18 protein-coding genes and 5 tRNA genes are annotated in these 26,151 nt (G+C 33.4%); 11 read left to right on the plus strand and 12 right to left on the minus strand.

Annotated features, from left to right (window positions below):
- Nucleotides 1-110 precede the first annotated feature (110 nt).
- Both ASG22_RS08125 and ligA read right to left on the minus strand, forming a co-directional pair.
- Nucleotides 111-2,681 carry a T9SS type A sorting domain-containing protein gene (locus tag ASG22_RS08125; RefSeq protein ID WP_055982879.1) on the minus strand — a complete coding sequence of 857 codons (2,571 nt, stop codon included), beginning with the start codon at nucleotides 2,679-2,681 and terminating at the stop codon, nucleotides 111-113.
- A 94-nt stretch (nucleotides 2,682-2,775) separates the two neighbouring features.
- Nucleotides 2,776-4,782 carry an NAD-dependent DNA ligase LigA gene (ligA, locus tag ASG22_RS08130; protein ID WP_055982881.1) on the minus strand — a complete coding sequence of 669 codons (2,007 nt, stop codon included), beginning with the start codon at nucleotides 4,780-4,782 and terminating at the stop codon, nucleotides 2,776-2,778.
- 242 nt (nucleotides 4,783-5,024) lie between these two features.
- Between ligA and ASG22_RS08135 the strand changes: the two genes are divergently transcribed.
- The 5 genes from ASG22_RS08135 (at nucleotide 5,025) to ASG22_RS08155 (ending at nucleotide 11,898) form a co-directional block, all read left to right on the plus strand.
- Entirely contained in the window at nucleotides 5,025-8,135 is a 3,111-nt protein-coding gene (locus ASG22_RS08135; RefSeq protein ID WP_055982882.1) for a TonB-dependent receptor, read from the plus strand.
- Between the two features lie 142 nt (nucleotides 8,136-8,277).
- On the plus strand, nucleotides 8,278-9,024 hold the full coding sequence (locus ASG22_RS08140; RefSeq protein ID WP_055982884.1) for a glycerophosphodiester phosphodiesterase family protein: 747 nt from the start codon (nucleotides 8,278-8,280) through the stop codon (nucleotides 9,022-9,024).
- Between the two features lie 150 nt (nucleotides 9,025-9,174).
- Nucleotides 9,175-9,888, plus strand: coding sequence for a 3-ketoacyl-ACP reductase (locus ASG22_RS08145; RefSeq protein ID WP_055982885.1), 714 nt, complete (start codon nucleotides 9,175-9,177; stop codon nucleotides 9,886-9,888).
- Between the two features lie 318 nt (nucleotides 9,889-10,206).
- On the plus strand, nucleotides 10,207-11,034 hold the full coding sequence (gene prmA, locus ASG22_RS08150; protein WP_055983497.1) for a 50S ribosomal protein L11 methyltransferase: 828 nt from the start codon (nucleotides 10,207-10,209) through the stop codon (nucleotides 11,032-11,034).
- Between the two features lie 18 nt (nucleotides 11,035-11,052).
- Nucleotides 11,053-11,898 carry an SH3 domain-containing protein gene (locus tag ASG22_RS08155; protein WP_055982887.1) on the plus strand — a complete coding sequence of 282 codons (846 nt, stop codon included), beginning with the start codon at nucleotides 11,053-11,055 and terminating at the stop codon, nucleotides 11,896-11,898.
- 50 nt (nucleotides 11,899-11,948) lie between these two features.
- Here the strand turns inward: ASG22_RS08155 and ASG22_RS08160 are convergent, their stop codons facing one another.
- From ASG22_RS08160 to ASG22_RS08190, 7 genes are all read right to left on the minus strand, one after another.
- The gene (locus ASG22_RS08160; RefSeq protein WP_055982888.1) at nucleotides 11,949-13,469 is read right to left on the minus strand and encodes an amidohydrolase family protein; all 1,521 of its coding nucleotides are present in this window, start codon (nucleotides 13,467-13,469) and stop codon (nucleotides 11,949-11,951) included.
- A gap of 104 nt (nucleotides 13,470-13,573) precedes the next feature.
- Entirely contained in the window at nucleotides 13,574-14,332 is a 759-nt protein-coding gene (locus ASG22_RS08165; protein ID WP_055982890.1) for a LytTR family DNA-binding domain-containing protein, read from the minus strand.
- Nucleotides 14,333-14,603: 271 nt separating this feature from the next.
- Nucleotides 14,604-14,677 (minus strand) — tRNA-Arg (locus ASG22_RS08170).
- A 32-nt stretch (nucleotides 14,678-14,709) separates the two neighbouring features.
- A tRNA-Pro gene (locus ASG22_RS08175) sits at nucleotides 14,710-14,784 on the minus strand.
- A gap of 555 nt (nucleotides 14,785-15,339) precedes the next feature.
- Nucleotides 15,340-15,413, minus strand: a tRNA-Arg gene (locus ASG22_RS08180).
- Nucleotides 15,414-15,446: 33 nt separating this feature from the next.
- A tRNA-Pro gene (locus ASG22_RS08185) sits at nucleotides 15,447-15,521 on the minus strand.
- Between the two features lie 14 nt (nucleotides 15,522-15,535).
- Nucleotides 15,536-15,622, minus strand: a tRNA-Ser gene (locus ASG22_RS08190).
- Nucleotides 15,623-15,758: 136 nt separating this feature from the next.
- Between ASG22_RS08190 and ASG22_RS08195 the strand changes: the two genes are divergently transcribed.
- The 4 genes from ASG22_RS08195 (at nucleotide 15,759) to ASG22_RS08210 (ending at nucleotide 20,279) form a co-directional block, all read left to right on the plus strand.
- A complete protein-coding gene (locus ASG22_RS08195; protein WP_055982892.1) occupies nucleotides 15,759-16,784 on the plus strand; it encodes an N-acetylmuramoyl-L-alanine amidase in 1,026 nt (341 codons plus the stop codon).
- Between the two features lie 71 nt (nucleotides 16,785-16,855).
- A complete protein-coding gene (gene aspA / locus ASG22_RS08200) occupies nucleotides 16,856-18,256 on the plus strand; it encodes an aspartate ammonia-lyase (RefSeq protein WP_055982895.1) in 1,401 nt (466 codons plus the stop codon).
- A gap of 84 nt (nucleotides 18,257-18,340) precedes the next feature.
- A complete protein-coding gene (locus ASG22_RS08205) occupies nucleotides 18,341-19,198 on the plus strand; it encodes a glycosyltransferase (protein ID WP_055982897.1) in 858 nt (285 codons plus the stop codon).
- Between the two features lie 34 nt (nucleotides 19,199-19,232).
- Nucleotides 19,233-20,279 carry a hypothetical protein gene (locus ASG22_RS08210; protein ID WP_055982898.1) on the plus strand — a complete coding sequence of 349 codons (1,047 nt, stop codon included), beginning with the start codon at nucleotides 19,233-19,235 and terminating at the stop codon, nucleotides 20,277-20,279.
- Here ASG22_RS08210 and ASG22_RS08215 read toward each other — a convergent pair.
- From ASG22_RS08215 to ASG22_RS08225, 3 genes are all read right to left on the minus strand, one after another.
- The gene (locus ASG22_RS08215; RefSeq protein ID WP_055982900.1) at nucleotides 20,272-21,774 is read right to left on the minus strand and encodes a lipopolysaccharide biosynthesis protein; all 1,503 of its coding nucleotides are present in this window, start codon (nucleotides 21,772-21,774) and stop codon (nucleotides 20,272-20,274) included. The genes ASG22_RS08210 and ASG22_RS08215 overlap by 8 nt on opposite strands.
- A 6-nt stretch (nucleotides 21,775-21,780) precedes the next feature.
- Complete coding sequence (locus tag ASG22_RS08220) at nucleotides 21,781-22,575, minus strand: FkbM family methyltransferase (RefSeq protein ID WP_055982902.1); 795 nt, start codon at nucleotides 22,573-22,575, stop codon at nucleotides 21,781-21,783.
- A 118-nt stretch (nucleotides 22,576-22,693) separates the two neighbouring features.
- Nucleotides 22,694-23,359: a DUF2461 domain-containing protein gene (locus tag ASG22_RS08225; RefSeq protein ID WP_055982904.1), complete on the minus strand. Its 666-nt coding sequence runs from the start codon at nucleotides 23,357-23,359 to the stop codon at nucleotides 22,694-22,696.
- A gap of 274 nt (nucleotides 23,360-23,633) precedes the next feature.
- Here ASG22_RS08225 and ASG22_RS08230 point away from each other — a divergent pair, with 274 nt between their 5' ends.
- Both ASG22_RS08230 and ASG22_RS08235 read left to right on the plus strand, forming a co-directional pair.
- Nucleotides 23,634-25,343 carry a DEAD/DEAH box helicase gene (locus ASG22_RS08230; RefSeq protein WP_055982906.1) on the plus strand — a complete coding sequence of 570 codons (1,710 nt, stop codon included), beginning with the start codon at nucleotides 23,634-23,636 and terminating at the stop codon, nucleotides 25,341-25,343.
- A gap of 151 nt (nucleotides 25,344-25,494) precedes the next feature.
- A complete protein-coding gene (locus ASG22_RS08235; RefSeq protein WP_055982908.1) occupies nucleotides 25,495-26,133 on the plus strand; it encodes a DUF47 domain-containing protein in 639 nt (212 codons plus the stop codon).
- Nucleotides 26,134-26,151 lie beyond the last annotated feature (18 nt).

A 26,151-nucleotide genomic window follows, 5' to 3' on the forward strand; every position in this document is an offset into this window, starting at 1 on the left:
TTATATTTTATAACTTCCTCGAATAAAAATACGATAAAATCTTAATCACATTGTATTTTAATAAAAAAGACTGCCTAAAAGACAGTCTTTGCTTTGCTATTTACTTCAAATTAATTCTTGATAAACTTCTGAGTGAATGATTTATCTTTTGCAGATAATTTGATGATATAATTTCCTTTTGGAAGTTCAGAAACGTTAATAACATTCGCTTTTACGGAAGTTGAATGTAAGATTCTGCCTGCTGAATCGTAGATGTCTGCTTTTAAAATTTCATGCTTAGACTGAATATTTAGAACATCTTTTACAGGATTCGGATAAATAGCGATACTGCTGTTATCCTTGCTGATTTCCGATGTTGCCAATGCGGTATTCTGAACGCTTGTTGTATACGTATTGGTGATGATTGGATGGTTATAATCAAAGTAAATTTTAGCCGTATTGCTGAAACTGTCTCCGATATTAAGTGTAGATTTTGTTTTAATCTTAAATGAAACATATCCATCATTGTTAGCATCATCAAATGGAAGCTGAATGTTTTCAAAAATGAATTCTACCGTATTCCCGGTAATTCTTGTAACAAAATTATGGCTGCCACTCAAAGTAATTAAGCTTGCTAAATCAAATTTTGAAGTATCAATTTCGTCTGTTACTATAACATGCTGTGCATTTGTGGTTCCTGTATTTTCAAATCGGATTAAGTAATGAACATAATCTCCGACTTTTGCTTGGGTAATTGAAGTTCCTTCCAAACAAGTTTTATCATTTGGATCAAAAGAATTTACAACCGTTTGGTTTAATGTAAATGTATTATCAGAAGGCATTTCATCAGTTGCTCCATTTACCTGCGCTGTGTAATGAAGAATGTCGCCATTGCTCAATGCAGGATTTTGTGTTGGAGCATTTAATTTTAAAGTTACTGTAATTTCTCTGGTCTCGAAAGGCAGGAGGTTGGTGAAATTCCAGTTTAATAAACCTGTTGATTGAGAACTTGGATTTACTGTTGAAGTTAAATAATCTGTTAAGCTATCATTATAATTAAATGATAATGTTCCCGATTGTGTTGTATTCCCTTTATTTTTATAAATGATTTTATATTTTGCATCAAAACCGGGACGAGCAATTGTAACCGGTAAAATTACCATTTCAAGATCATTGTGAATGCCGTTTGCAGTAAGGCAGAAATTTTGAGTTAAAGGACTTGTCTGTGTTGGAAAATTTGTATTTACAAATGGCGGCGTAATATTAAAATATGAAGGGTTTTCTAACACAGGAACAATATAATTCGTTCCAATTGTTAATGCTAAAGAATGAATTCCGAAAGCATCTGATATTGCAGTAGATTGTCCTAAAATATTAAATTTTTGAAAAGGCTTTATGACATCATTGACATCGCATCCGTTTACATTCATATCGTATCTTGTCACCCCTTGAAATACATAATAATTGCCTGCAGGATTTAGAGAGCAATAAGAATTCACTACAACATTGGGCTGATTATAGTTGATACTTGACACTAATGAGTTATACCAACCATTTTCTATAGGGTCTGTACAGATATATTGTAACTGTGATGTATTTGAAAAACCAATGCCTTGGTCAAGCTTCCCGTTTTTAACATTTAAAGTTTGTAAGCTAATATTATCATGAAGTGCAGCGCTTAATAAAAAAAAATTTTGAGATAGATCAACATTTGTAAGCGAATTCCCATTAAGCTCAATAACCTTAATATAAGGTGTTTGATTAAATGCAATATTGTTGGTTATATGATTGTTATTTGCATATAGATAACCTAATGCTTGGTTGTTTTGGAATATTAATGTATTTAAGTTGTTATTATAAATATAAAGCATTCCAATTAGAGGACTTGAGCTAAAGTCCAAACTTGTGATTTGGTTGTCGTTAGCAAGAAACCTTCCCAATCCAGTATAAGGAGTTACATCAAAAGTCTGGAAAAGATTGAAACTTATACTCAAATAGTTTACTAGAGAAGGATTAGGAATCGAAAGACTACTTAGTTTATTACGATATAATTCTAGTTTTTTTAAAGCCATATCTCCTGCAAAATTTATGTTTGTCATCAATGAATTATCACTAACAAGTACTTCTTCGAGCAAAGGTTGATTACTTAAATTGAGAGATGAAATTGTAGAATTATATAAGGAGAATTTTTTAAGATTTGGAGTAGATGAAATGTTTACACCATTAATATTTTCAAGTTTAACTTCTTGTACGGTAGTATTCTGTATATCAATAATATTTCCAGTTGCTTCAAGGTTTGCTATATTTAATGCACTACAGTTTTCAATGGTTACATTTCCCACTCCTCCTCCTAAAAAGGTTAGTTTCTGAAGATTTGGGTAATTACTGAAAATAAGATGATAAGCAGATATATTAGGATTATCTAATGTCAATTCACGCAAATTTGGAAATTCATTAAGTCCGGATAGACTGGTAATTGCATCTGTAAGGTTGAAGATTGTCATTTTGTATACCATTACGGCTTCTGAAACTTGGATTTCACCATCTCCATTGGTATCTATATTGATGAAATTTCCATTGGAATCACTTGCGGCTCCATAAATAAAGAGCTTAGATTTTAGATGGTCATCCGGAATATTCACAATCTGCGCCTGAAACACAGCAAACATAATCATACAAAAGATTAAGTAAATTTTTCTCATGGTTATTATTGGTTATATTTTTAAAATTTTTTGCAAAAGTAAGCCATTGAAAGTAAATTCCAATGGCTTATTATATTAAATATTGTCCAGAATTTTATTGCTTCTCAACCAAATCCAGAAATTGCTGCTCGTCCAGAATTTCAATCGTTCCGATATCCTGAGCTTTTTTCAGTTTGCTTCCTGCTTTTTCACCTACGACCAAGAAATTAAGATTTTTAGAAACGGCTGAGATATTTTTCCCACCATGTTTTTCTACCATTTCTTCTGCCGCTTCTCTTGTGAATAAAGATAATTTTCCAGTGAATAGGAAGGTTTTTCCTTCTAAAATATTGGATAAAACTTCGTTAGTGCTTTCCCCTTTTTCCAACTGAACTCCGTAAGATTTTAATCTTTCAAGCATTAAAATATTCTCAGAATTAGCGAAGAATTCAACAATACTTACTGCGATTTTTGTTCCGATATCTTCAACCTGACAAAGTTCCTCAACAGTAGCGTTTTTTAACTCTTCAATGGTTGCGAAATTTTTGACTAATTTCTTGGCAACCGTTTCTCCGACGTGCTTTATTCCAATTCCATACAATACTTTTTCAAAAGCAATTTCTTTGGATTTTTCGATTCCTGAAATGATATTTTGAGCAGATTTCTCTGCCATTCTTTCCAGCGGAAGAAGCTGTTCCTTCGTTAACACATAGAAATCGGCAGGATTTTCAACCAATCTTTCTCTGTAAAGCTGTTCAATCGTCTCGCTTCCTAAATTTTCAATATTTAAAGCTTTTCTTGAAACATAATGAATCATTCTTCCCACAACCTGTGGCGGACAATGCAAATCATTCGGACAAAAATGAATCGCCTGATCAACAATTTTCACCAATTCGGTTCCACATTCAGGACAATTTTTGATATATTCGATTTCTTTGCTTTCGTCGGTTCTTTTTTCAGTATTTACTCCAACGATTTTCGGAATAATTTCACCTCCTTTTTCAACAAAGACAAAATCATGTTCATGTAAATCGAGTTTTTTGATGATATCTTCATTATGTAAAGAAGCTCTTTTTACAATTGTTCCGGCTAATAAAACGGGTTTCAGATTGGCAACCGGAGTAATGGCTCCTGTTCTTCCGACCTGATAAGATACGCTTTGTAATTCTGTTTCTACTTTTTCAGCTTTAAATTTATATGCCATCGCCCAACGAGGAGATTTTGCCGTGTAACCAAGTTGTCTTTGCTGTTTCAATGAATTGACTTTTAATACAATACCATCAATTTCAAAAGGTAAATGATGCCTTTCAACATCCCAGAAATTAATGAATTCTTTCACTTCATCCAATGTTGTGCACAATTTTGCCTGCTGAGAAGTTCTGAACCCCCAATGTTGCGATTTTTGAAGCAGTTCCCAATGTGATTCTGCAGGAATATTTTCAGAAATAAACTGATATAAAACAGATGATAACCCACGTTTTCTTACTTCACCGCTGTCCTGCATCTTCAAACTTCCGCTTGCGGTATTTCTTGGATTCATAAACGGGTCAAGACCTTCTTCTTCACGTTGTTTATTAATTTTATCGAAATTTTTTTGCGTTAAATAAATTTCACCACGCATAAAAAAATGTTCGGGGAAATCACCTTTTAATTTTAATGGAATATCAGAAATGGTACGGACATTTGACGTAATTTCATCGCCCTGAAAACCGTCGCCACGAGTTACCGCCTGAACGAGTTTTCCGTTTTCATATAAAATAGAGATCGAAGCGCCGTCGTATTTTAATTCTGCTACAAATTCTACTGGCTCATCAATGGTTTTAATAATTCTTTTTTCCCAGTCTTCGAGATCATCAAAATCATAAGAATTATCAAGAGAATACATTCTAAACTTATGCTGAATTGTTGGGAAAACCTTTGTGATTCCTCCGCCGACACGTACGGTAGGGGAGTTTTCGTCGTAAAATTCGGGATGCTTTGCTTCCAGATCTCTCAGCTCTTCCAACAACATATCGAAATCGAAATCTGAAATTGTTTGGGTATCAAGGATATAATAATTTTCGTTATGCTGGTGAAGTTCCTTACGGAGCTGTTCTATTTTTTGTTGAATGTTTTCAGACATTGGGTTTCTATCTTTTGAGCAAAAATAACTAAAGTAATTTCATTTAAAAAATAAGAGAATTAAATAATGTAATAAAATTAAAATCATGTAATATATTTTAATAAACTGATATTCTTTAGAATAAATTTAATGTTTACAATGATTTAACATAATGTTATAATTTAATTGAGAAATTGTTAAAATTCCCTTAAACACTAGGTTGTAAAAGTCAGCATACCTTTGTGCACAGCTAATTTAATAAAATGAAAAAAGTAAAGATTGTATTGGGAATGTTGTTTTTAAGCTTCGGAACACTGGCTTATGCGCAAACGACTCAGGCTTCGATTGTAGGAAAAATTACCGGTGTCGGGAATACTGCTCAGGAAAAGGTGAAAGTGACGATTATCAACGAATCTACAGGTTTTAAAACCGAAACGGAGACCAATTCAAAAGGGGAATATATTTTCAAAGAAATCCCTTTGGGAGGACCTTATACAGTGATTGTAAATGATGAAAAAAAAGAGGGATATAGTGTCAACTTTGGAGATCAGGTTACGGTAAACGTAGATTTGGGAAAAGAGAAAACCATTGAAGAAGTTGTAGTCGTAGGGAACCTTAAAAATAAAATAGGAAACCTAGGAGCAGCAACTGCAATTACCACTAAAAACATTGGAATTTTACCGGTAAATGGAAGAAATTTTACCAACCTAACAGATTTATCTCCTTTAAGTGGTAAAAATGGAAGTATTTCCGGTCAGCTAGGTTCTTCTACCAACTTTACAATAGACGGAATGACAGCGAAAAACCCAACTTCTGCAGGTTCTACCACGAGCCGAAGCGGTGCACCTTTTTCGATTTCTATTGAAGCAGTTCGCGAATTTAAAGTAACAACCAATCAATACGATGTTACATTGGGGAGAAGCGGTGGTGGAACAGTAAGTGCCGTAACAAAATCAGGTACCAATAAATTTTCGGGAAGTGCCTGGGAATATTTAAGAACCAACTGGCTTTCCAGCAAATATGACATCAGAGGAAACAAAATCAATAATGATTTCTCTACTTCTCAGTTTGGTTTTTCTTTGGGAGGACCAATTATTAAAAACAAATTACACTTCTTCATGGCTTGGGATCATCAGTTGGATTCCCGACCGTTGCAGATTGCCGATATCAGATCGCATGAAGATGAGGTGAGATTAAACACCACAACCGCTACTTTAAATAAATTCTTAGATATTGCGAGAGCAAAATATGGAGTTGGAAACACGCAGCAGTTTGGAAGTTTCGATAAAGTAAGAAATTCTGATGCCGGATTTTTACGTTTAGACTGGCAGATTAATGATAAAAACTTATTGACATTAAGAAACAATTTCACTTACGATTTAAATAAAAACGGATTACAAGATAATACGGCAATTAATGCATTTGAATCTTATGGGAACGATAAGAACCTTGACAATAGTTTACTATTAACTTTGAGATCGAACGTAAAGCCTAATATCACAAACGAATTAAAAGCTCAATATCTTTATACTTTTCAGAACAGTTATCAGAATGATGAATTGGGGCACGCAGTTCCCAGAGCTATTGTTGAGAACATTGTTTCTACTATTGATGGAGCTGGTAAAGCAACAAATATCCAGATCGGAGGTCACCGTTTTGGGCAGGAAAGTTTTAAAAATAATGTTTTCCAGCTTGTTGATAATTTATACTACAATACAGATAAAATTAAATACACTTTTGGAGCAGATTTAATGTACACCATGGCAAAATCTATCTACGGAAGTGAGGTAAACGGAAGATTCCATTTCAGAGAAAACCCTACGGTGAACGGCGGCGATAACTTGTTTAACTTTAATAATCTTATTTCCAACAGATTCTACAGAGAGGTTCCGTTGGTAGCAGATCCGTCTGTAAAATCAAATATATGGAATATTGGTCTGTACGGTCAGATTCAGACTAAAATTGCAAGAGGTTTAGATTTAATGGCTGGTTTAAGATTAGATTACGGAGGATATCCAAAAGCAGAATTCAATCAGAAATTGTTTGACGAAATGGGAATCAGAACAGATAATCAGATCAAATCATTTATTATTCAGCCAAGATTTCAGTTCGAATGGAATATGAATGAAGCAAACAAAGATTTCCTGAAATTCGGAGCCGGTATTTTCTCTTCTGATATTAATAATTATATGGTAATCAATAATTTGGTATTTGACGGAAGACACTTAGCAACAGTTGATGTCAATCCTTCGCAAATTGGCTTGACACCTGATTTTAATAGCTACAGAAATGATTACGGAACGGTTCCTACTTTATCTCAATACCAGCTTCCTACAATTAATTATACCGGAGAAGATGCAAAAATTCCAATTGTTTATAAAGCAAATATCTCTTACACGCATTTCTTCAACGAAAGATTCAGGGCGGGACTTGCGGGATATATGACATTGGGAAGAAACAACTATTTCTATTACGACAGAAATATGAGAAAGGATCCTTTCTTTACGTTAGATGCTGAAGGTGGAAGGGGAGTTTTCGTTCCCGCTAATTCGATAAATACGAGTAGTGGTGTAATGAATTGGAAAGACGGAAGAATTAACCAGAATTTCGGAAGAGTTTTAGAACTCGTAAGTGACGGAAAAGTTGATCAGTTCTCGTTTGTTGTTGATACAAGCTACCGTTACTGGAAAGATGGAGAAATTACAGCAAGTTACACTTGGTCCGACATTAAAGACAATACCTCTTATAACGGGAACGTAGCCAATTCAGCGACATTATCCACTTTAGTTGAAAGTGATCCTCGAAATCTGAAAATGACGTACTCTGATAATCAGTTCAGAAACAAAGTTGTATTATACGGAAACTCACCGACAATTGCAGGATTTACATTAGGATTAAGATATTCAGGGATTGGAGGAACTCGTTTCTCTCTGACTTCGGGTGGAAACGTAAACGGAGACTTCGTTGATACTAATGACTTGGCTTACATTTTCCCGAATCTTACCCAAACTTTAATCGACAATCCTGAAGTGGGAAGCGCATTGAAAAATTATATTACTGATTATAATAATAAAATTGCAGAAAGAAACGGTGGAAAGAACGGATTCTACGGAGTCTGGGATGTTCGCATTGCAAAGAAAATCAAGTTTGAAAAAATTGGAGCGTTTGAACTTTCCGTGGATATTTTCAACGTGGCAAATTTATTGAACAGAGAGTGGGGAGTTAATAAGTCTTACAACAATATGTCTCTTTACAGAATTTCAGGGTTTGATCCGGTTACAAAAAAGCTGACTTACAATCTGAATACGGGAGGTCTTGCGCCATTAACAGGAAATCCTTATCAAATCCAGATTGGGGCAAAATATTCATTCTAAAAATGTGAAATGTGAATGGTCAATTGTGAATTAGCTTGTAATTAACAATTCACTTGCAAAGCAAAATTGACCATTCATCTTAATTTTAATTACCTTTATCTAAAAGTTGAAAAGCTTTTGATTTAAATATCTAATTTATATTATGAAAAAAATTATCTTAGGGTTAGCAGTTTTAAGCACAGTTATCATGAAGGCACAAACCCAGATTATTGCCCACAGAGGATATTGGCAAAGCCAGCCTCCAACCACGGAAAATTCATTAAAGTCATTGGAAAATGCACAGAATTTGAAGATTTACGGTTCAGAATTCGATGTGAGAATGACGAAAGACGGTGTTTTGGTGATCAATCATGACGAGCATCACGCGAAAATGGAAATTTCTGAAACTGATTTCAAGGAATTGGAAAAAGTAAAATTATCCAACGGTGAAGATTTTCCTACGTTGAAAGCTTATTTGAAGCAAGGAAAAAAAGACAAATCATTAAAACTGATTGTTGAAATAAAACCTGATAAAACAAAGGAAAAAGAAGACGAGTTAACAGCAAAAACGATCAAAATGATCAAAGATATGAAGCTGGAATCTCAAAGTGAATTTATTTCTTTCAGCTTAAATATCTGTAAAGAAATTAAAAAATTAGCACCGACTTTTAAAGTTCAGTACTTAAAAGGAGAATTATCTCCGCAGCAAATCAAGGATGAAGGTTTGGACGGAATTGATTATCATTACAGCATCTTCCAGAAAAATCCAACATGGATTGCTGATGCAAAAGCTTTGGGATTAATCACAAATGCATGGACAGTAAATGATGTTGTAATTTCAGATGAATTGAAAGCGCAAGGAATCGGATTTATTACCACTAACATTCCGGATCAATTGAAAAATAAGTAATATTTCTTTACGGAATAATTATATAAACCTGTTTCGAAAGAGACAGGTTTTTGTTTTTTTCTATGATAATTTTACTGATAAATAATGTCGGAATTCTGTTTTTAAAAATGATCTTTTCGTAAGTTTGTAATACATAAAAATTCAATTAAAATGAATATAAACGGGAAAAATGCCATCATCACAGGTGGTGGAAGAGGTTTAGGAAAAGCGGTTGCTTTGGCGCTGGCAAATGAAGGCGTAAATGTGGGGATTACAGGTCGAAATGAAGAAAACCTTAAAATGACAGTCGAGGAAATTAAGAATCTTGGTGTACATGCTGTATATGCGGTTTTTTCTGTTGATAACGAAATTCAGGTGAAGGCGGGAATAGAATCTTTAGCCGAGCAATTAGGCGGAGTTGATATTCTGATTAATAATGCCGGCATCGGTGACTTCGGGTCAATTGAAGAAATGTCTTCCGAGACTTGGGAGCAAGTCATAAAAACCAATCTTTTCGGAGTATATTATGCCGCAAAAGCGGTGCATCCTTTCATGAAAGCAAAGGGTGAAGGTGATATTGTAAATGTAGCATCAACAGCCGGTTTGAAAGGTGGGCCGAATATGTCGGCTTATGCAGCCTCAAAAGCAGCAGTTGTTTCATTATCACAATCGATGATGGCAGAATGGAGAAAACAAAATATCCGAGTAATTACATTAACGCCAAGTACAATTGCTTCTGATATGTCGATTCAGGGAGGTCTGACAGACGGAAATCCTGAAACTGTTCTTCAGCCGGAAGATTTCGCAGAATGGGTAAGAGATATTCTGAAAATGAATAGAAGAGCTTTAATTGCCAACGGTTCTATTTTCTCTACAAATCCATAAAATAGAAGCTAGAAACTAGATGTTAGAAATTAGTTTTTTAGAACTATCAAAATAATGGCGGACTTCGGTTCGCTTTTTTTGGTTTAATCCGTCATTGCGAGGAGCGAAGCGACGAAGCAATCTCAATAAAATTTTTAACCTTTAAGATTTTTTCAGGAAAACAAAACATCAACTCTTTGCTGAGTGAAACGCCTTTGCGAATGAAAAATATGCAGAACAATATTAGAAAAAAACCTTGGGCACTTTGTGTTAAAAACAAAAGAACAATATTTCAATGAAATCAAAAAAGTAGTTTTATTTTTGCAACAAATTATTCACATGCAAAATTATTTAGAATTCGATTTCAGAATTTCTCCGCTTCAGCCCTGGAGTGATATATTGATGGCAGAGCTTATTGAGATAGGTTTCGACAGTTTCACAGAAGAATTGGAAGGTATTTTAGGATATATTCAGAAAGATCTTTTTAACGAAGAAGACTTGAAAGCGTTGCCGCTTTTTCAAAATGAAGAGGTGAAAATCGAATATTCTTTCAAAGAAATGCCAAACATCAACTGGAACGAAGAATGGGAAAAGAATTTCGAGCCAATTAATATTGATGATAAAGTTTTGATAAGGGCAGAATTTCATGAATCTGTTGAAGGAATGCACGAAATTATCATTCAGCCAAAAATGTCTTTTGGAACGGGGCATCATCCGACGACACATTTGATGATCCAGCAAATGATGGATATTGATTTCAATGGCAAAAAAGTCTTAGATATGGGTTGTGGAACTTCGGTATTGGCGATTTACGCAAAACAAATCGGAGCCGGAGCTACCAAAGCAATTGATATCGACGAATGGTCGGTTGAAAATTCGAAAGAAAATGCCGTAAGAAATGGAGTAGAACTTGATATTGAATTGGGAACTGCAGAAAATTTAGGCAAAGAAAATTATGATATTATTTTAGCAAATATCAATAGAAATATTTTGATTTCAGATATTCCGACGTACGTTTCTGTATTAAATGAAGGTGGAAAATTATTACTTTCAGGATTGTGTTTCTTTGATGTGGATGATATTTTAGAGGTTTGTAAAGAGAATAATTTAGAACTGAAAAAGAAATTGCAGCGTGAAGAATGGGTAAGTTTGTTGCTTGAAAAATAAACATTGCAAAATATTAATATGAAAACCTTATTCACCGTTTTATTTTTATTCACTGTTCAGCTACTTTCTGCACAGGAAGAAGATGATGTTTATGCCAACGGAGTTTTCAGTTTTGAAGAAAATAAAATTCAGAAAATATTTACCGACCACACGAGAATCCGACAATCACCAAACGTCAGTGCTCAAATTTTGGATTCTTTGCAAACCAATCAGCAGGTTTTAATTCTTAAAAAAGATGAAAAGATCCTAAAATTGGGCGAAAGAAAAGCTAATTGGTATAAAATATCATATCAGAAAGGCGATAAAACTTCTGAAGGCTACATTTGGGGTGGAAATCTCGCTGTTGAATACAAAAATAAAAATGGTTATGATTTTCTTTTCGGTTTAACGAAAACGATCAATAAAAAAGATAAAGAATATCCTGATATTATCATCCAGCAAAATATTGCAGCAATAAAAGCTGTAGAAGGAAATACTTTGATTGATGAGGTTTCTTTTGAAACGGGTTCCGGTGAAAGTTTAAGCTACGGAACTTTTACTATTGAAAGCAATCATAAACTTCAAAACGTGGAATTAACCTTAAAGGCGGTAGTTTCCGGTGAAGCGTGCGGAATTGCAAGTTATGATCAATATGTTTTGTTTAAAGATAAAAAACTGATTGTGCTTCCGCAATTAATGAACGTTGGCGATGCTGATATTTATCATCACAGCGAAGAATTTATTTTTCCAAATGACAAAGGCGGAATTCCCAACACTTTTATTTTTAAAATGGAAGAAATGGAAAAAGATGATCGTGACAGAGAAAAGAAAAAACGAGCTTTAAAAACATATATTTGGAATGGAAATTCTTATAAGCTGAAATAACAATTTTCAACAATAAATTAAAAAACCACTGTATTATTTACGGTGGTTTTTTAATTGATAAATTCATCGATTTTTATTTTTCTGTTTTCATTATTTGCAGCTTCTATAGCTTTCAAAATAGCTTTAATCTTGTTTTTATCAATCATATATCGATTAGAAAATACGTATTCAATAGTTTTTGTGTTTTTAATATCTTCTAACGGATTTTTTGTCAGTAATACTAAATCTGAATGATAACCGATTTTAATTTTTCCCGTGTTCGTTTTCATCCAGTTGCTTGGTGCAACAGTTGCCGAATACAGAACTTGTGCATTTGTAAGTCCGGATTTAGATAAAGATTCCATTTCGTCGTGAAGTGAAAAACCAGGAACAACGGTAGCTACATTAGCATCTGTACCAGCCATTATAGTGACTTTATTTTCCACTAATGCTTTTGTCATAATATGGATTGCTTCTGCATAGGTTTTCCAGAAAGTCAGTGATAATTTTTTTGCATCAGGTTCATTTTTACCATCATATTCATATCCATTTTTACCGGGCAACCAACCTAATTTATATAATGTTGTTCCTTCAATAATTTTTGGATTGACATATTTTAATTCTATTTCTTTCAATTTAGATTTTAAGTCAAATCTTTGGTGCAAAAAACTTTCACATAACCAAATAGTCGAAGTAACGCTAATGTTATTCTCTTTTAGTTTTTTTGCAATTTGTTCTGAATGCGCTTTTAAATAATTGAGATATTCTTCAGGATTTTTAGCTACTGATTTTCCAAAATCATCAATCGTTTTTACGGTTATTTCTTCAATATGAGCTACTTCATTCTGCCCTGATGTGTAAACTGTTTCCAAATTAACTAATGGAAGATGTCCAATGACGGGAATGTTGTTTTGTTTGGCAATCGCTATTGTAGTTTTAAACATTTCGGGGTTTACAAAACCGTACATTTTCACGGCATCATAACCTTGATCTTTTATCTTTTTTATCGATTTAGCAGCATCACTTTTAGTTGAATAGTTAATGGATTGCCTTGTCCAGCTATAATAATATCCAGCCACTCCGCTTTCGCTGAATATAGGAGGTGATGCAACGAATAGCCTTGGACCGATGGCATTATGTTGTATCTCTTTTTTCCAATCCAATGAAATTGGCCTTCCTGCCATTTCTCTTACGGAGGTAACGCCATTGACTAAATATAAAAATAAATCGTTTTTACTTTCTTTTAGATGAACGTGAGAATCTATAAACCCGGGAATCAGATATTTGCCTGTTCCATCGATAACGGTAAAATTATTGTCTAAAAGTTGATGTTTTCCTAAAGTAATAATTTTACCATTTTTGATAATTACATCTTGGCTTTTGATAAAATGGGTACAATCTTCTGAAAGTATATTGGCGTTTTTTATTTGAATAATGTCGGAGGGTTTTACAATGGATGTAATATCAATCACCTTGGTTGATTGACCTAAAACCTTATTTAATTCATTATCTGCCCATATGAAGATGCCAATAAAAATACCTGATACTATCATAACTGCACATAACAATCTCTTAAACCATCTGCTTTTCATAAATTAATTATTTTGATTTATGATGCGAAAATAAAGGCAAATCAGCCCTCAATCATTATGTGATGCATGTTTAGGTACCAAATGTAGGGTTTTAGGGATGAAAATTATAAAGACAATAGATGCTCCCTGTAATTTTTAGAAACTGGAAGTTCAATTTGAGTAAGAGAAATGGTATCCTGATTTTTCCAAGCCTTGAAATGGGATGGATTTATTAAATGTGAACGATGGATTTGAATCAAAAAGTCAAAATCATTCTGAATTTTTTTAAGCGTACTGCGAATTAGTTTTGTTTTTAATTGATGCCCATCTAAAAAGAAAATTTCAACATAATTTTGTGCATTTGAAACACAGATTAAGTCAGATTTTCTTATTTTTAAAATATCTAATTTATTTTCTCCTCTAATAATGATGTCATCATTTTCGGGTAAAATATTTTCAATTTTAGCAGGAATTAGTTTTACAACATATATCCTTGCCAAAATTATGATCGGCGTTGAAATCAATGCCAATTTAAGAATGATTATTCTTACAAATTGTAAAAAAATATATCCTCCGTTTAAAACGAATTTATAGTAGGCATAAGTGCTGATTAAAAATAGCAGTTGAAAAAGTATAATGCTGGCTATTTCAAAACCAATATTCCATTTTGATATTCTTTGATATACCCATTTTTGAAAAATAGCTAATAATGCGTAGCAAAGAAATGCAATCATGCTGAATCCTACACTAATAAGGATCCATATTTTAAAGCTTATTGTCCCATCGTCAAAAGGTCTTATGAAAAATGCGAAAATGAAAAGCCATATACTGATAAAAAATCCGATTAGTAAATGATTTCTGAGTGATGGGTTTAGTTCTTTCATTATAATGAAAATGATGACTATTATATATTTATTTTAAGATCAATATCTGCCTTGTTTTTGTCACTTGGTTGAATCCTTGATGTGTCGATTGATGCAAGTGTATTTTTTATTAAAGGCTAAATTACATAAAATCAAAATTTGATCGATAACTATCTGGTTGGATTTCAAAATATTTTCTTAGAATGATGATGTAATGATTTTTTCTGATAATTTTGAATAAGAAGGGTAGAATACTAACAAAAAAACTCACAATAAAAATTGTGAGTTTTCGTGAGCGCGTCAGGATTCGAACCTGAGACCGTCTGCTTAGAAGGCAGATGCTCTATCCAGCTGAGCTACGCACCCATTTGTAATTTTGAGAAAATTATCTAAAACTGTCGGGGCGGCAGGATTCGAACCTGCGACCTCCTGGTCCCAAACCAGGCGCGATGACCGGACTACGCTACGCCCCGATTGAGGTCATCTTTTAACAAGAATTACCTTGTTTTTTGTGGTTGCAAATATATAATTTTTTTTTTAATTGTGAAAGTAAAATGTGAAATAATTTTCAATAATATTTTGATGTTATTTTTTGTTGACTTTACGTGATTAATAACCATTATGTTAAGTGAAAATTATAAAAGAAAAAATTTACGATTCAAAATATACACTTGTAGATTTTGTTTATTCTAAACAGAAACTTTAAAGAGAAATTTGATTATAATGAATCTTCTCCAATACCAAGATTTATAGATGATAAAATTTTTGACAAGAATGTATCTTAAGAAATCATGTTGGAGCACTATCAAAAAATTCTTGGAGAAACGATTTCTCTTTTGATTATTATTCAAGTAATATTAATTGTGAGAAAAAGTAGAAAAATGGTTTAAAAGTTTTTGCGAAAGAAATACTTTAACGATGATCTCTGGATATAATAAGCTAAAACTTTTTGAACGAATATTGTTAACCAAAATGAAATAAACAGTATAAAAACAAAAGACTCACAATTGAAAATTGTGAGTCTTTTGTGAGCGCGTCAGGATTCGAACCTGAGACCGTCTGCTTAGAAGGCAGATGCTCTATCCAGCTGAGCTACGCACCCATTGAGTAATTTTGAGAAAACTACTAAAAACAGTCGGGGCGGCAGGATTCGAACCTGCGACCTCCTGGTCCCAAACCAGGCGCGATGACCGGACTACGCTACGCCCCGAGGAATAATAAATGCGGAGAGTAAGGGATTCGAACCCTTGGTACCGTTTCCAGTACGCATGTTTAGCAAACATGTCCTTTCGGCCACTCAGGCAACTCTCCTTTATTATTGTATTTTAATGATCTTTTGTTCTGTTATTGCGAGTGCAAATATAGAACAGATTTCCTTATTTACCAAATATTTTTCAAGAAAAATTTGTGTATTTTTGAGCTGATAAACGACTAAAAAAATAAACCAATGCGTAATACATTATATATCATCGGATTAAGCGCTTTTGTTTTTTCGTGCACTTCACAACAGAATGCAAAAAAAAAACAATATATCCCTAGAACTCCCGTGGTACAGCCAAAAAGCGGAGTAGGCAAGACCGGTGAAAAACCAAAACCTCAAGTGACATCTGATCACGGAATCGATTTTTTTACAACCAATATAGCAGATCCTACAAAAAATGATAATACCGTAAGTTACGGTTCTATTGTTTCTGCAAAACCAATGGGTTATAAAGTGGTAAAAACATATTTTCCATCCATTGCGCAAAACTTCAGACAAAAATATTTAATTCTACATTATACAGCATTACCAGATGATAAATCAATTACGGTACTTACTCAACAGGCGGTAAGTGCTCACTATCTGGTAAACAATACAGGAGATAACGAAATTTATCAGCTGGTAGATGAAAACAAACGTTCTTATCATGCGGGTGTAAGTGCCTGGAGAAATGATAAAAATTTAAATGATAACTCTATCGGAATTGAAATTGTAAACGCAGGTTACACTGCAGATGCTTCTGGGAAAAAAGTATTTGCCCCGTTTGATGATGCCCAGGTGAAAAAAGTAGCCGCTTTGGTGAAAGACATCAGCACAAGATATCAGATTCCGTCGACTAATATTTTAGCACATTCAGATATTGCTCCGACAAGAAAGCAAGATCCGGGACCACTATTTCCCTGGAAAAGACTATACGACGAATATCAGATTGGTATGTGGTATGATGAAGCGACTAAGCAGACTTTTTATACTTCCGCCACTTCTACAGATTTTCAGTTAAAATATAACGATCCCGCTTTTATTTATAGTGTTCAGGCACAGTTACAGAAATTCGGATACGGATTAGACATGAGCGGAAAATGGGATGATGCAACTAAGAGAACCATAGAAGCATTACAATATCATTTCCGTCCGCAAAATTATGACGGAATTATGGATCCAGAAACATTCGCAATATTACAGGCTTTAATACAGAAATATCCGGTAAAATAAAATAATTAAAGCGCATCGGTTTCGGTGCGTTTTTGTTATATTTAAATCATTAAAAACTTAAAAAATCTGTAATGGAAAATTTCAGAAGAGAAAGCGATTTGCTGGGAGAATTAGAAGTTCCGGTAAATGCTTATTATGGAGTTCAGACACAAAGAGCAATCAATAATTTCAAAATTTCGGGACAGCTTTTATCTTCTTATCCTGAATTTATCAAAGGATTGGCTTTCGTTAAAAAAGCGGCGGCAAAAACCAACTACGAGTTGGGATTGCTTGATGAAAGTTTATATTTTAAAATTGCAGAAGCATGCGGCGAATTAATCAACGGACAGTTTCATGAGCAGTTTCCTGTAGATATGATTCAGGGTGGAGCAGGAACTTCAATCAATATGAATGCGAATGAAGTGATTGCCAATATCGTTTTAGAGAACTTAGGGAAAAATAAAGGACAATACGAATTCTGTTCGCCAAACGATCATATCAACCTTTCTCAGTCTACCAATGATGCGTATCCTACAGCCATCAAAATAGGATTGCTTCAGATGAATGTTGCTTTAGCTGAAAAATTGGAGAAAATAGTAGATGCTTTCAGAGCAAAAGGGAATGAATTTCATGATGTGATTAAAATGGGAAGAACGCAGCTTCAGGACGCAGTTCCCATGACGTTGGGTCAGGAATTTGAAGCCTTTGCGGCAACGCTGGAAGAAGATATTTCTAAATTAAATAACAATGCCAATCTTTTCGTAGAAGTGAATATGGGAGCAACTGCCATCGGAACGGGATTAAATGCTCCGATTGGTTATGCTGCGCTTTGTGCTAAAAATTTAGCGGAATTAACAGGTTTTCCTATCGTTTCTGCACCAAATTTGGTTGAAGCAACACCGGATACAGGTTCTTATGTGATTTATTCTTCTGCGATGAAACGTCTTGCCGTAAAACTATCAAAAATCTGTAATGATTTAAGATTGCTTTCTTCGGGACCGAGAGCCGGACTTTTTGAGATTAATTTACCTCCGATGCAGCCCGGATCATCAATTATGCCGGGAAAAGTGAATCCAGTAATCCCTGAAGTGGTAAATCAGGTTTGTTTTAAAGTTTTCGGAAACGATCTTACGGTGACTTTCGCTGCGGAAGCGGGACAATTGCAGTTAAACGTAATGGAACCCGTACTTTCTCATGCTATTATGGAAAATATCCATTTTCTTTGCAATGCTTTGGATACGCTTCGTGAAAAATGTGTGGTCGGAATTACCGCAAACAAAGAAATTTGTTTAAACATGGTAAAACACAGCATCGGAATTGTAACAGCTTTAAATCCTTATATCGGATATAAACAATCTACGGCGATTGCCAAAGAAGCTCTCCAGACAGGGCAAAGTGTGTATAATTTAGTGTTGGAAAAAGGAATTCTTTCTCAGGAAAAGCTTGATGAAATTCTTGATCCGAGAAACATGTTGAAACCTCACAATATCTAAGATAATTCATAAGCGGTGAACGAGAATTGATGTAAATTTGCAGTTGTCATTTATCGCTTATTATTTCATTAATATCATTTCATATTGAGATTTTTAATCATTATTCCTGCACACAACGAAGAACATAATCTTCCATTTACACTGGATTCTTTACAACAGCAAAGTTTTAAAGATTTCAAAGTGATCGTTGTTAATGACGGTTCTACGGACGGAACTTCAGATGTTATCAAAAAATATACAGACAATGATTCACGATTTGAAACCATTACTCTTCAAAAATCGGCACATCAACCGGGTTCAAAAGTGGTGAATGCTTTCAAAAACGGGCTGAAAACTCAAGATATTAATGATTTTGACATCATTTGTAAGTTTGATGCAGATATTATTTTGTCTGAAAATTATCTGAAAACAGTTGGAGAAGCTTTTATTAATAATCCGAAATATGGTTTGGTCGGAGGATTGTTATACGTGGAAAAAGATGGAAATTGGGTGTATGAAGGTAATTCTAATAAACATCACGTTCGCGGTCCGATGAAGGCATACAGAAAAGAAAGTTTCATTCAAATGAACGGAATTCGTGAAACGTTAGGTTGGGATAATATTGATTCAATTTTGCTCGAAAATTTAGGTTGGAAAGAAGTCGTAATTCCCGAATTGCACGTTAAATTAATTAAAGTAAAAGGTGCCGATTACACGATAAAACCGGCAGATTATTATGGGAAGTATTTTTATTTTTTAGGATTGAACAGATTCTTGGCATATATCACATCATCCAAAGAAGCCATGAAGAGTAAATCTATTTCTTTTTTCTTTCAGATCATCAAATCTTATGAAAGCTGCTATTCTCAAAAATTAGAATTAAAAATCTCCAAACAGGAACAAAAGATCATCAATAATCAACGTTGGAAGATGTTAAAGAAAAAGTGGCTGAAAATTGAGTAAGTGAACTAAGAAATTGATAAGAATTATACAACCTTTGAAAAAAATAGCCTACATAGAAATCGACACGCACGCAGAAATTGCGCAATCTTTCATGGATATTATGGAAGGTTCTCAATCTTTTTCGGTGAATTATTATTTTTCAAAAAAGATTAAAGATCAGATTGTTGATAATGGAGAAACTATTTTTTTGTCAGACAGTTCAATGATTTTAGATCAGTTAAAAACGAATAATTATGATCTGATAATTATTGGAACAGTTCATCGTTATTTCAATGTTTTTCAGATGATTACTGAAAAATATAATGCTTCAGTAATTGTTCATAATATCAATTTTATGAATACTTCGAAAGTTGATTTGATCAAAAGTATTTTCAAGTCAGATATTATTTTCAGGTTAAAGTTGTGGTGGAAGGAAAGTTTATTTTGTGCTTCAAAACCATATCAAAATGCGAAAAATCTTTTGGTTTTAGATGAAGATTTATCTTTAGGTAAATTGAAATTTCTTCCAATTTTTTATATAAAAGATTATAAAAAATCATCAAATTTAGATTCAATAATTGTAATTCCTGGTGGAGTTTCTCAAAAAAGGAGAGATTATAATCATGTTTTTAACATTATTAAAAATTTAAAGACTGAAGAAAAATTCACCTTTATATTTCTTGGTAAAGCAAAGGATCAGGAATTAGAATTATTGGAAAATTTATCTTCAATTCTTCCTTCAAATATTAGTGTACAATACTTTTCAGAAAGAGTTTCAACAAATGAATTTGAAAGCTGGATGCAAAAAGCCGATATTTTATGGTGTCCGATTCAGCAGGAAACAGAGTTTTTTAGCCAGAAAGAAATTTATGGTAAGACAAAAATGACAGGAAACTTGGGAGATGCTATAAAATTCGGAAAATTTGCTGTTTTCCCTGAAAATTATTTATCTAAATTAGATTTCATTATTCCTGAGCGTGAAAATATCATTGAGCAATTTAATGAACTTAAAAATACTCAATTCGATTTTCAGAAGAATTACAACAAAAAGTTGGTTCAGGAAAAGCTGGAAAAAGTTCTAAGTGGTTTGATTTCTATTTAAATTTAAAAATACTTTTAATAAAGTTTTTATTGATATAATCTTCAATTGGAAAGACTTTAGTGAAATAATTTCCAATAAAAATCAACAATAAGACAACTGCTGGTTTGTACACTAAGTTGATGAAAGCATTATTGAAATTCGGTAAAACAATCGCCACAGTGATTGCCAAAGTACAGATAATCGAGACGAAAATCATCTCAATACTTAACGGAGAAACTTTAAAAACAAAGTAGTTAAATGCAATTTTGATCACGTTATATGTTGTAAGGGAAATTGCGGTAGATAAAGCGATTCCGATCAGTTTTAAGTCTGTATATTTAATGAAATAAAAATTCAGTCCAACGGTTAATCCTGCTAATAAAAGCATCATCAGAATATTGAATTTGTAGTACTTTGAAAGTGAAATGATGTTGCCGTTAAACCCAGTTGCTAAATCCACCAAAACGGCAGATCCCCAAATCCAGATCACCGGTTCGTATTCTCTCAGCATAACGCCGTTTTTAGGCATGAAATGAGTTAAATACGGAAATCCGACCATAATGCACGAAAATAAAACGGCTCCTAAAAAGTAGATAGTTAACGATGTCTTCTTATGAAATCTGTCAAGATCTTCCATGTCACCGTCTGCCAGATTTTTACTGATAATTGGTGCTGAAATATTAAAAAGACCAAGCTGAGGGATAGAAATCAATGAAACTAAAGCAAGCAAAACGCTGTAAATTCCGTTTTCTTCCATTCCTAGATATTCACCGATCATAAAGCTGTTGATCGCCATATAATTCCCGAAAGTTCCCAGAAATCCGAAAAAACTATACGTCGCAAATTGTTTATAAAAATTATCTTTCTTAAAATAATCTGTATTGAAATTAAATTTAATTTTTTCAAGACGATTGGCGTAATAAATATATCCGAAAAGCATCAGCACAAACATTCCAAAAAAGAAAAGAAATGCCGTGTTTTCAGGTGTTGATGAACTTTCCGCATAGTGTGAAGTCAGATACAAAAATATCAGAAATGCTCCTATATTGGCAATTTTAGGAAAAAGATTATCGAAAATATTAGTAACAACAATTCTTTTATAATTAGAGATGTATTTGTTGAAAATTGCACAGAACGACAGCAGCAAAATCAGTGGGAGAATAGTTTCTTTGATCTTCCAGACTTTCATGTTTTTGAGATTCGGATAAATATAGGGAAGAAGGAAAAAAATGATCAGGAAAATAATAAAATTAATAAAAACCGTCGCTAAGGAAAGGGATAACATATTCTGTTGTTTTCCGTCTTCTTTTACTTTGTGGAAAAACTTGACATTGGAGTAGGAGATTCCGAAAACAACAAAAGGAACCAGCATTTCTGCAGTCGACATAATATATCGAAGTGTTCCATAAAATCCAAGATCAATCGGAACAATAAAAAGTGCCGAAATCATCCCGATTAAAAAACCAATATATCCGATAATCGAATATTTGAAACCCTGTCTTGCCACTACACTCATCTGGATTTATTGGTTTTTAGGTATAAAAATAATGTTGTTGATATATTCTGTTTTATTTTTTTCGTCGCTTGTGTTTTTTAATAGAATTTCTTCCGTTAACTTTTCAAGATTAAAAGTATGTCTGTTTAAGAAATTGGCATCATATCCCCAGGATATAACTTCCGAAATTTCTTGCCAGATTGGAGTTTCATGGTGTCTTTGTTCCATTTCTACCATTAAAGTCGGTGAAAATCGTCTGATAATTTCTCTTGCACCAAATAAAGTTTTCATTTCATTGCCTTCAACATCAATTTTAATGAAATTTAATCTGTGGAAATTTTCAATCGCTGCCCAATCGTCCAATTTTATTACTTTTACTTTTTCAGTATAGCTTTTTTCTTCGCCTTTTTCCTTATACTCGGTGTTTAGGGTTCCTCTTGAAGCGATCATTTTTCCGTTGATGATCGGGACTTTAAATTCGGCTGTCGTGTTTTCATTAGAAAGTGCCAAAGGAAGAACTTTCATCGTCGGAAATAATCTTTTCAGGCGATAATATAATTTTTTATTGGGTTCAAAAGCGTAAATGTTTTCATGATTCAGGCTGTTTTCCAATTGATACAGAAATGCTCCTACGTTGGCGCCAATATCAAGAATTACATCATTTTTAGACAAATATTGTTTGATCCAGACTAACTCCGGTTCTACATTTCTTTCCGAAAAGTTATCTTTATTAAGATTGTTTAAACTCTTAAAAAATCTTTTTTTATAAAAATCCGGACTGATATATTGTAGTTTTTCTGCAATTCTTTGGTATAAAGACATGGGTAGCTTTTTGAGGAACCACAAATATAAGGAAAAATGTTAAACTAATGTTAAAATAGTGGAATTCTAATTTGCTGATTATCAGCGGGTAATTTTAAATTAATATTTCTTGAAAATTTTATTGAAAAGGTGTATTCAGAAAGTCATTAAGCGGTTTTATCAACTTGAAAATTTCAGCAATATTTTTTGCGGCATTTTTATCAAGAATTTCTTTGTCTTTGAGATTGTAAACCACAATGAAACTTTTTAGTTTTAAATATTCTGCCATCGGATCCTCTTTTTCAAAACCTTGTGGGATTTTTTTCAGTTTATCATCCTGATCAAGTTCTGGGAAATGTTTCTTGAAATCTTTATGGTTTAAAATTTTGATAAAATCATCTCCGTATAAAGAAATTTCTTTTCGTACTTCTTTTAAAACAGAAGATTCGGGCATATAAACTCCTCCTGCAATGAAAGATTTTCCGGGTTCAGCATGAAAATAATATCCGCCTTTCTGACTTCCTTTTCCCATTCCCAGAGAAGCGCCGAAATTGGTCTTGTAAGGAATTTTGTCTTTTGAAAATCTCGTATCTCTATAAATTCTGAATAAAGATTTTTTAGCATCGAGTTTTGCTAATTCTTGATCAAATTCGGCTATTTCTTTAATTAGGTCTTCAAGAAAAGATATGACGTTTTGCTGAGATTCTATATAAAGATTTTTATTTTCGTTAAACCATTCTCTGTTATTATTTTCTTTGAGTTTTGCCAAAAAATCGAAGGTGCTTTGTGATAAGGTAGCAGACATATTTTATAATTTATACTCAAATTTAGCTAAATATCACCACATCACAAACTTTAATATTTTTAACTTTTGATAAGCATATGTACTAAAAATGAATGATTCGATAATGGAGATTGAATTTGAAATATTATTAAATTTAAAATAAAAAAACTGTGGTTTTTCTGCCGAAATTTAAAAATGATTATGGTTTTGTAAAATAAAATTATTATATTCGTAATATTATATAATGCAAAGTCCAAATAATTGTTGTATCTTTGCAAAAATTTTAAAATATTTAATGAATTTATTTACGGAAACCAATTTAAGACCTGACATTCTAAAGGCAATTGGCGAACTGGGTTACGAAAGCCCGACAGAAATCCAAAAACAGACTATCCCTTTCATTCTTTCAGATATTCGCGACTTGATCGCACTTGCGCAGACGGGGACAGGCAAAACAGCAGCGTTTTCGCTTCCGATTTTGGATATGATTGACGAAACGAGTCGCAAAATCCAATTTTTGGTGCTTTGTCCGACACGAGAATTATGTCTTCAGATTACAAAAGACATTAAAAATTATTCTAAATACATGAAAGACATCAAAACTACAGCAGTTTACGGTGGAAGCAGTATTATGGATCAAATGAGGTCTCTTAAGGATAAACCACAAATTATTGTAGGTACTCCTGGTAGAGTAATCGACCTTATCAACAGAAAAGCATTAGATTTTTCTGCTATTCATTGGTTAGTTTTAGACGAAGCTGATGAAATGCTTTCAATGGGTTTCAAAGACGAATTGGAAACAATTTTGAGCGAAACTCCTGAAACAAAACAAACTTTCTTATTCTCGGCTACGATGAGTAAAGAAGTGGAGAGAATTACTAAAAATTACCTGACAAAACCACACAGAATTTCTGTAGGTTCTATTAACGAAGTTAAGAAGAACATTAAGCATCAATATTACGTGGCTGGTTACCGTCTGAAAAAAGAAGCTTTGAAGAGATTAATTGATTCCAACCCGAATCAATATTCTATTATCTTCTGCAGAACAAGAATGGAAACTCAGGAAGTTGCCGATTTCTTGATGCAGAATGGTTACGCAGCAGATGCGCTTCATGGTGATCTTTCTCAGGCTCAGAGAGATACGGTAATGAAGAAATTCAGATTGAAAAACATTGATATTTTGGTAGCAACAGATGTTGCAGCTAGAGGATTGGATGTAGACTCTCTGACGCACGTTGTACATTATTCTTTGCCTGATGATCCCGAAGTATTCGTTCACAGAAGTGGTAGAACGGGTAGAGCAGGAAAAGACGGTATTTCAATTTCTTTAATTAAGCCTGAAGAAAGCAGAAAATTAAAACAAATAAAGGCAGTAACTAAAATTGAGATCAACGAAGCCAGAATCCCTACGGGAGAAGACATTGTAAAAGCTCAGGTAGGTGGTGTTTTTGAACGTTTATTGGAAGTACATGAAGATTTCTTTGAATTTGATGATTCTTTAATCCCTGATTTGTCAGCGTTTACAAAAGAAGAATTGGTTCACAAGTTACTTCAGTTCCAGTTGAAAGATCTTGCCCTTTATTACAAAGACAAGCACGATATTCTGGAGCAGAAATTCAACAGTCGTGATGATGACTCAAGAAGAGGAGATCGTGACAGCAGAGGAAGAGACCGTGACAGAGGAAGAGACCGCGACAGAGGCGATAGAAACGACAGAGGAAGAGATCGCGACCGTGGTGGAAAACCTAGACAGAGAGACGAAAATATGACTAGATTTTTCTTCAATCTTGGTAAAAAAGATCAGCTGAAAAAATTAGATGTATTAGAAATCATCAATAAAGCGACTTCTAGCAAAGGAAGCAAAAGAGCTGAGATTGGTAATATTGAAATTCTTGAAAAATTCTCATTCTTTGAGGTTGAAAAATCGTTTAAAGGAGAACTTTTAGGTAATATTCAATCTATGAAATTTAAAGGTAAAGATATGAGAGCTGAAGAAGCTAACTAAACTCATCTTTTAACAATATAAAACCGGCTGAAAAGTCGGTTTTTTTGTTTGATAATCAGGAAGTAAGACAATGTTAACAAAACTTAACGTCATATGCTTTTTGGTAAGGTGCTTTTTTAAGAAATTTGCACCAAATTATAAAAACTTAAAAATGGGAATTGGTAATATTTTCCACGCTTTTCAACCGAAAGACAAAATCTTCTTCGTATTGTTCGAAAAAGTAACTGAAAACCTTGTGGCAATGTCTGAGGAATTCAACACAGGTATCAAAGACTTTGATGTAAATGACGATACGATGTTGAAGAAAATGAGCGACTACGAACATAAAAATGATGAATTGACTCATGAAATTTTCGTAGAATTAGGAAAGAACTTCATTACACCTTTCGACAGAGAGGACATCCATACACTGGCAACAGGATTAGATGATATCGCAGATTATATCTACGCTTCTACAAAATATATTTTCTTATACAAATCGCCTGAAATGAAGGCATATTCAGATTTCTCTTTATTGATCCACAAAGCATGTCTTGAAATTCAGAATGCAATGAAAAATCTTAAAGGTTTCAAAAATATGGAGCAGGTAAAAGAAGCTTGTATTAAAGTAAATTCTATTGAAAATATTGCAGACGATTTATTGTCGAACTCAATGGTAGATTTATTCGAAACAAACGATGCGATCAACATTATAAAAGTTTCATCTGTACTTAATTATCTTGAAATCGTAACTGACAAAGCAGAAGATGTTGCCAATACTATTGAGAACATCATGATTAAATACGCTTAATTAATAATTATAATTAAA

It is taken from the genome of Chryseobacterium sp. Leaf405, assembly GCF_001425355.1.
Lineage (GTDB): Bacteria > Bacteroidota > Bacteroidia > Flavobacteriales > Weeksellaceae > Chryseobacterium.

What these genes read in the sequence shown, in the direction of transcription:
- ASG22_RS08125 (WP_055982879.1), bottom strand. Translation starts at nt 2,681, where the DNA reads ATGAGAAAAATTTACTTAATCTTTTGTATGATTATGTTTGCTGTGTTT.
- ligA (WP_055982881.1), bottom strand. Translation starts at nt 4,782, where the DNA reads ATGTCTGAAAACATTCAACAAAAAATAGAACAGCTCCGTAAGGAACTT.
- ASG22_RS08135 (WP_055982882.1), top strand. Translation starts at nt 5,025, where the DNA reads ATGAAAAAAGTAAAGATTGTATTGGGAATGTTGTTTTTAAGCTTCGGA.
- ASG22_RS08140 (WP_055982884.1), top strand. Translation starts at nt 8,278, where the DNA reads ATGAAAAAAATTATCTTAGGGTTAGCAGTTTTAAGCACAGTTATCATG.
- ASG22_RS08145 (WP_055982885.1), top strand. Translation starts at nt 9,175, where the DNA reads ATGAATATAAACGGGAAAAATGCCATCATCACAGGTGGTGGAAGAGGT.
- prmA (WP_055983497.1), top strand. Translation starts at nt 10,207, where the DNA reads ATGCAAAATTATTTAGAATTCGATTTCAGAATTTCTCCGCTTCAGCCC.
- ASG22_RS08155 (WP_055982887.1), top strand. Translation starts at nt 11,053, where the DNA reads ATGAAAACCTTATTCACCGTTTTATTTTTATTCACTGTTCAGCTACTT.
- ASG22_RS08160 (WP_055982888.1), bottom strand. Translation starts at nt 13,469, where the DNA reads ATGAAAAGCAGATGGTTTAAGAGATTGTTATGTGCAGTTATGATAGTA.
- ASG22_RS08165 (WP_055982890.1), bottom strand. Translation starts at nt 14,332, where the DNA reads ATGAAAGAACTAAACCCATCACTCAGAAATCATTTACTAATCGGATTT.
- ASG22_RS08195 (WP_055982892.1), top strand. Translation starts at nt 15,759, where the DNA reads ATGCGTAATACATTATATATCATCGGATTAAGCGCTTTTGTTTTTTCG.
- aspA (WP_055982895.1), top strand. Translation starts at nt 16,856, where the DNA reads ATGGAAAATTTCAGAAGAGAAAGCGATTTGCTGGGAGAATTAGAAGTT.
- ASG22_RS08215 (WP_055982900.1), bottom strand. Translation starts at nt 21,774, where the DNA reads ATGAGTGTAGTGGCAAGACAGGGTTTCAAATATTCGATTATCGGATAT.
- ASG22_RS08220 (WP_055982902.1), bottom strand. Translation starts at nt 22,575, where the DNA reads ATGTCTTTATACCAAAGAATTGCAGAAAAACTACAATATATCAGTCCG.
- ASG22_RS08225 (WP_055982904.1), bottom strand. Translation starts at nt 23,359, where the DNA reads ATGTCTGCTACCTTATCACAAAGCACCTTCGATTTTTTGGCAAAACTC.
- ASG22_RS08230 (WP_055982906.1), top strand. Translation starts at nt 23,634, where the DNA reads ATGAATTTATTTACGGAAACCAATTTAAGACCTGACATTCTAAAGGCA.
- ASG22_RS08235 (WP_055982908.1), top strand. Translation starts at nt 25,495, where the DNA reads ATGGGAATTGGTAATATTTTCCACGCTTTTCAACCGAAAGACAAAATC.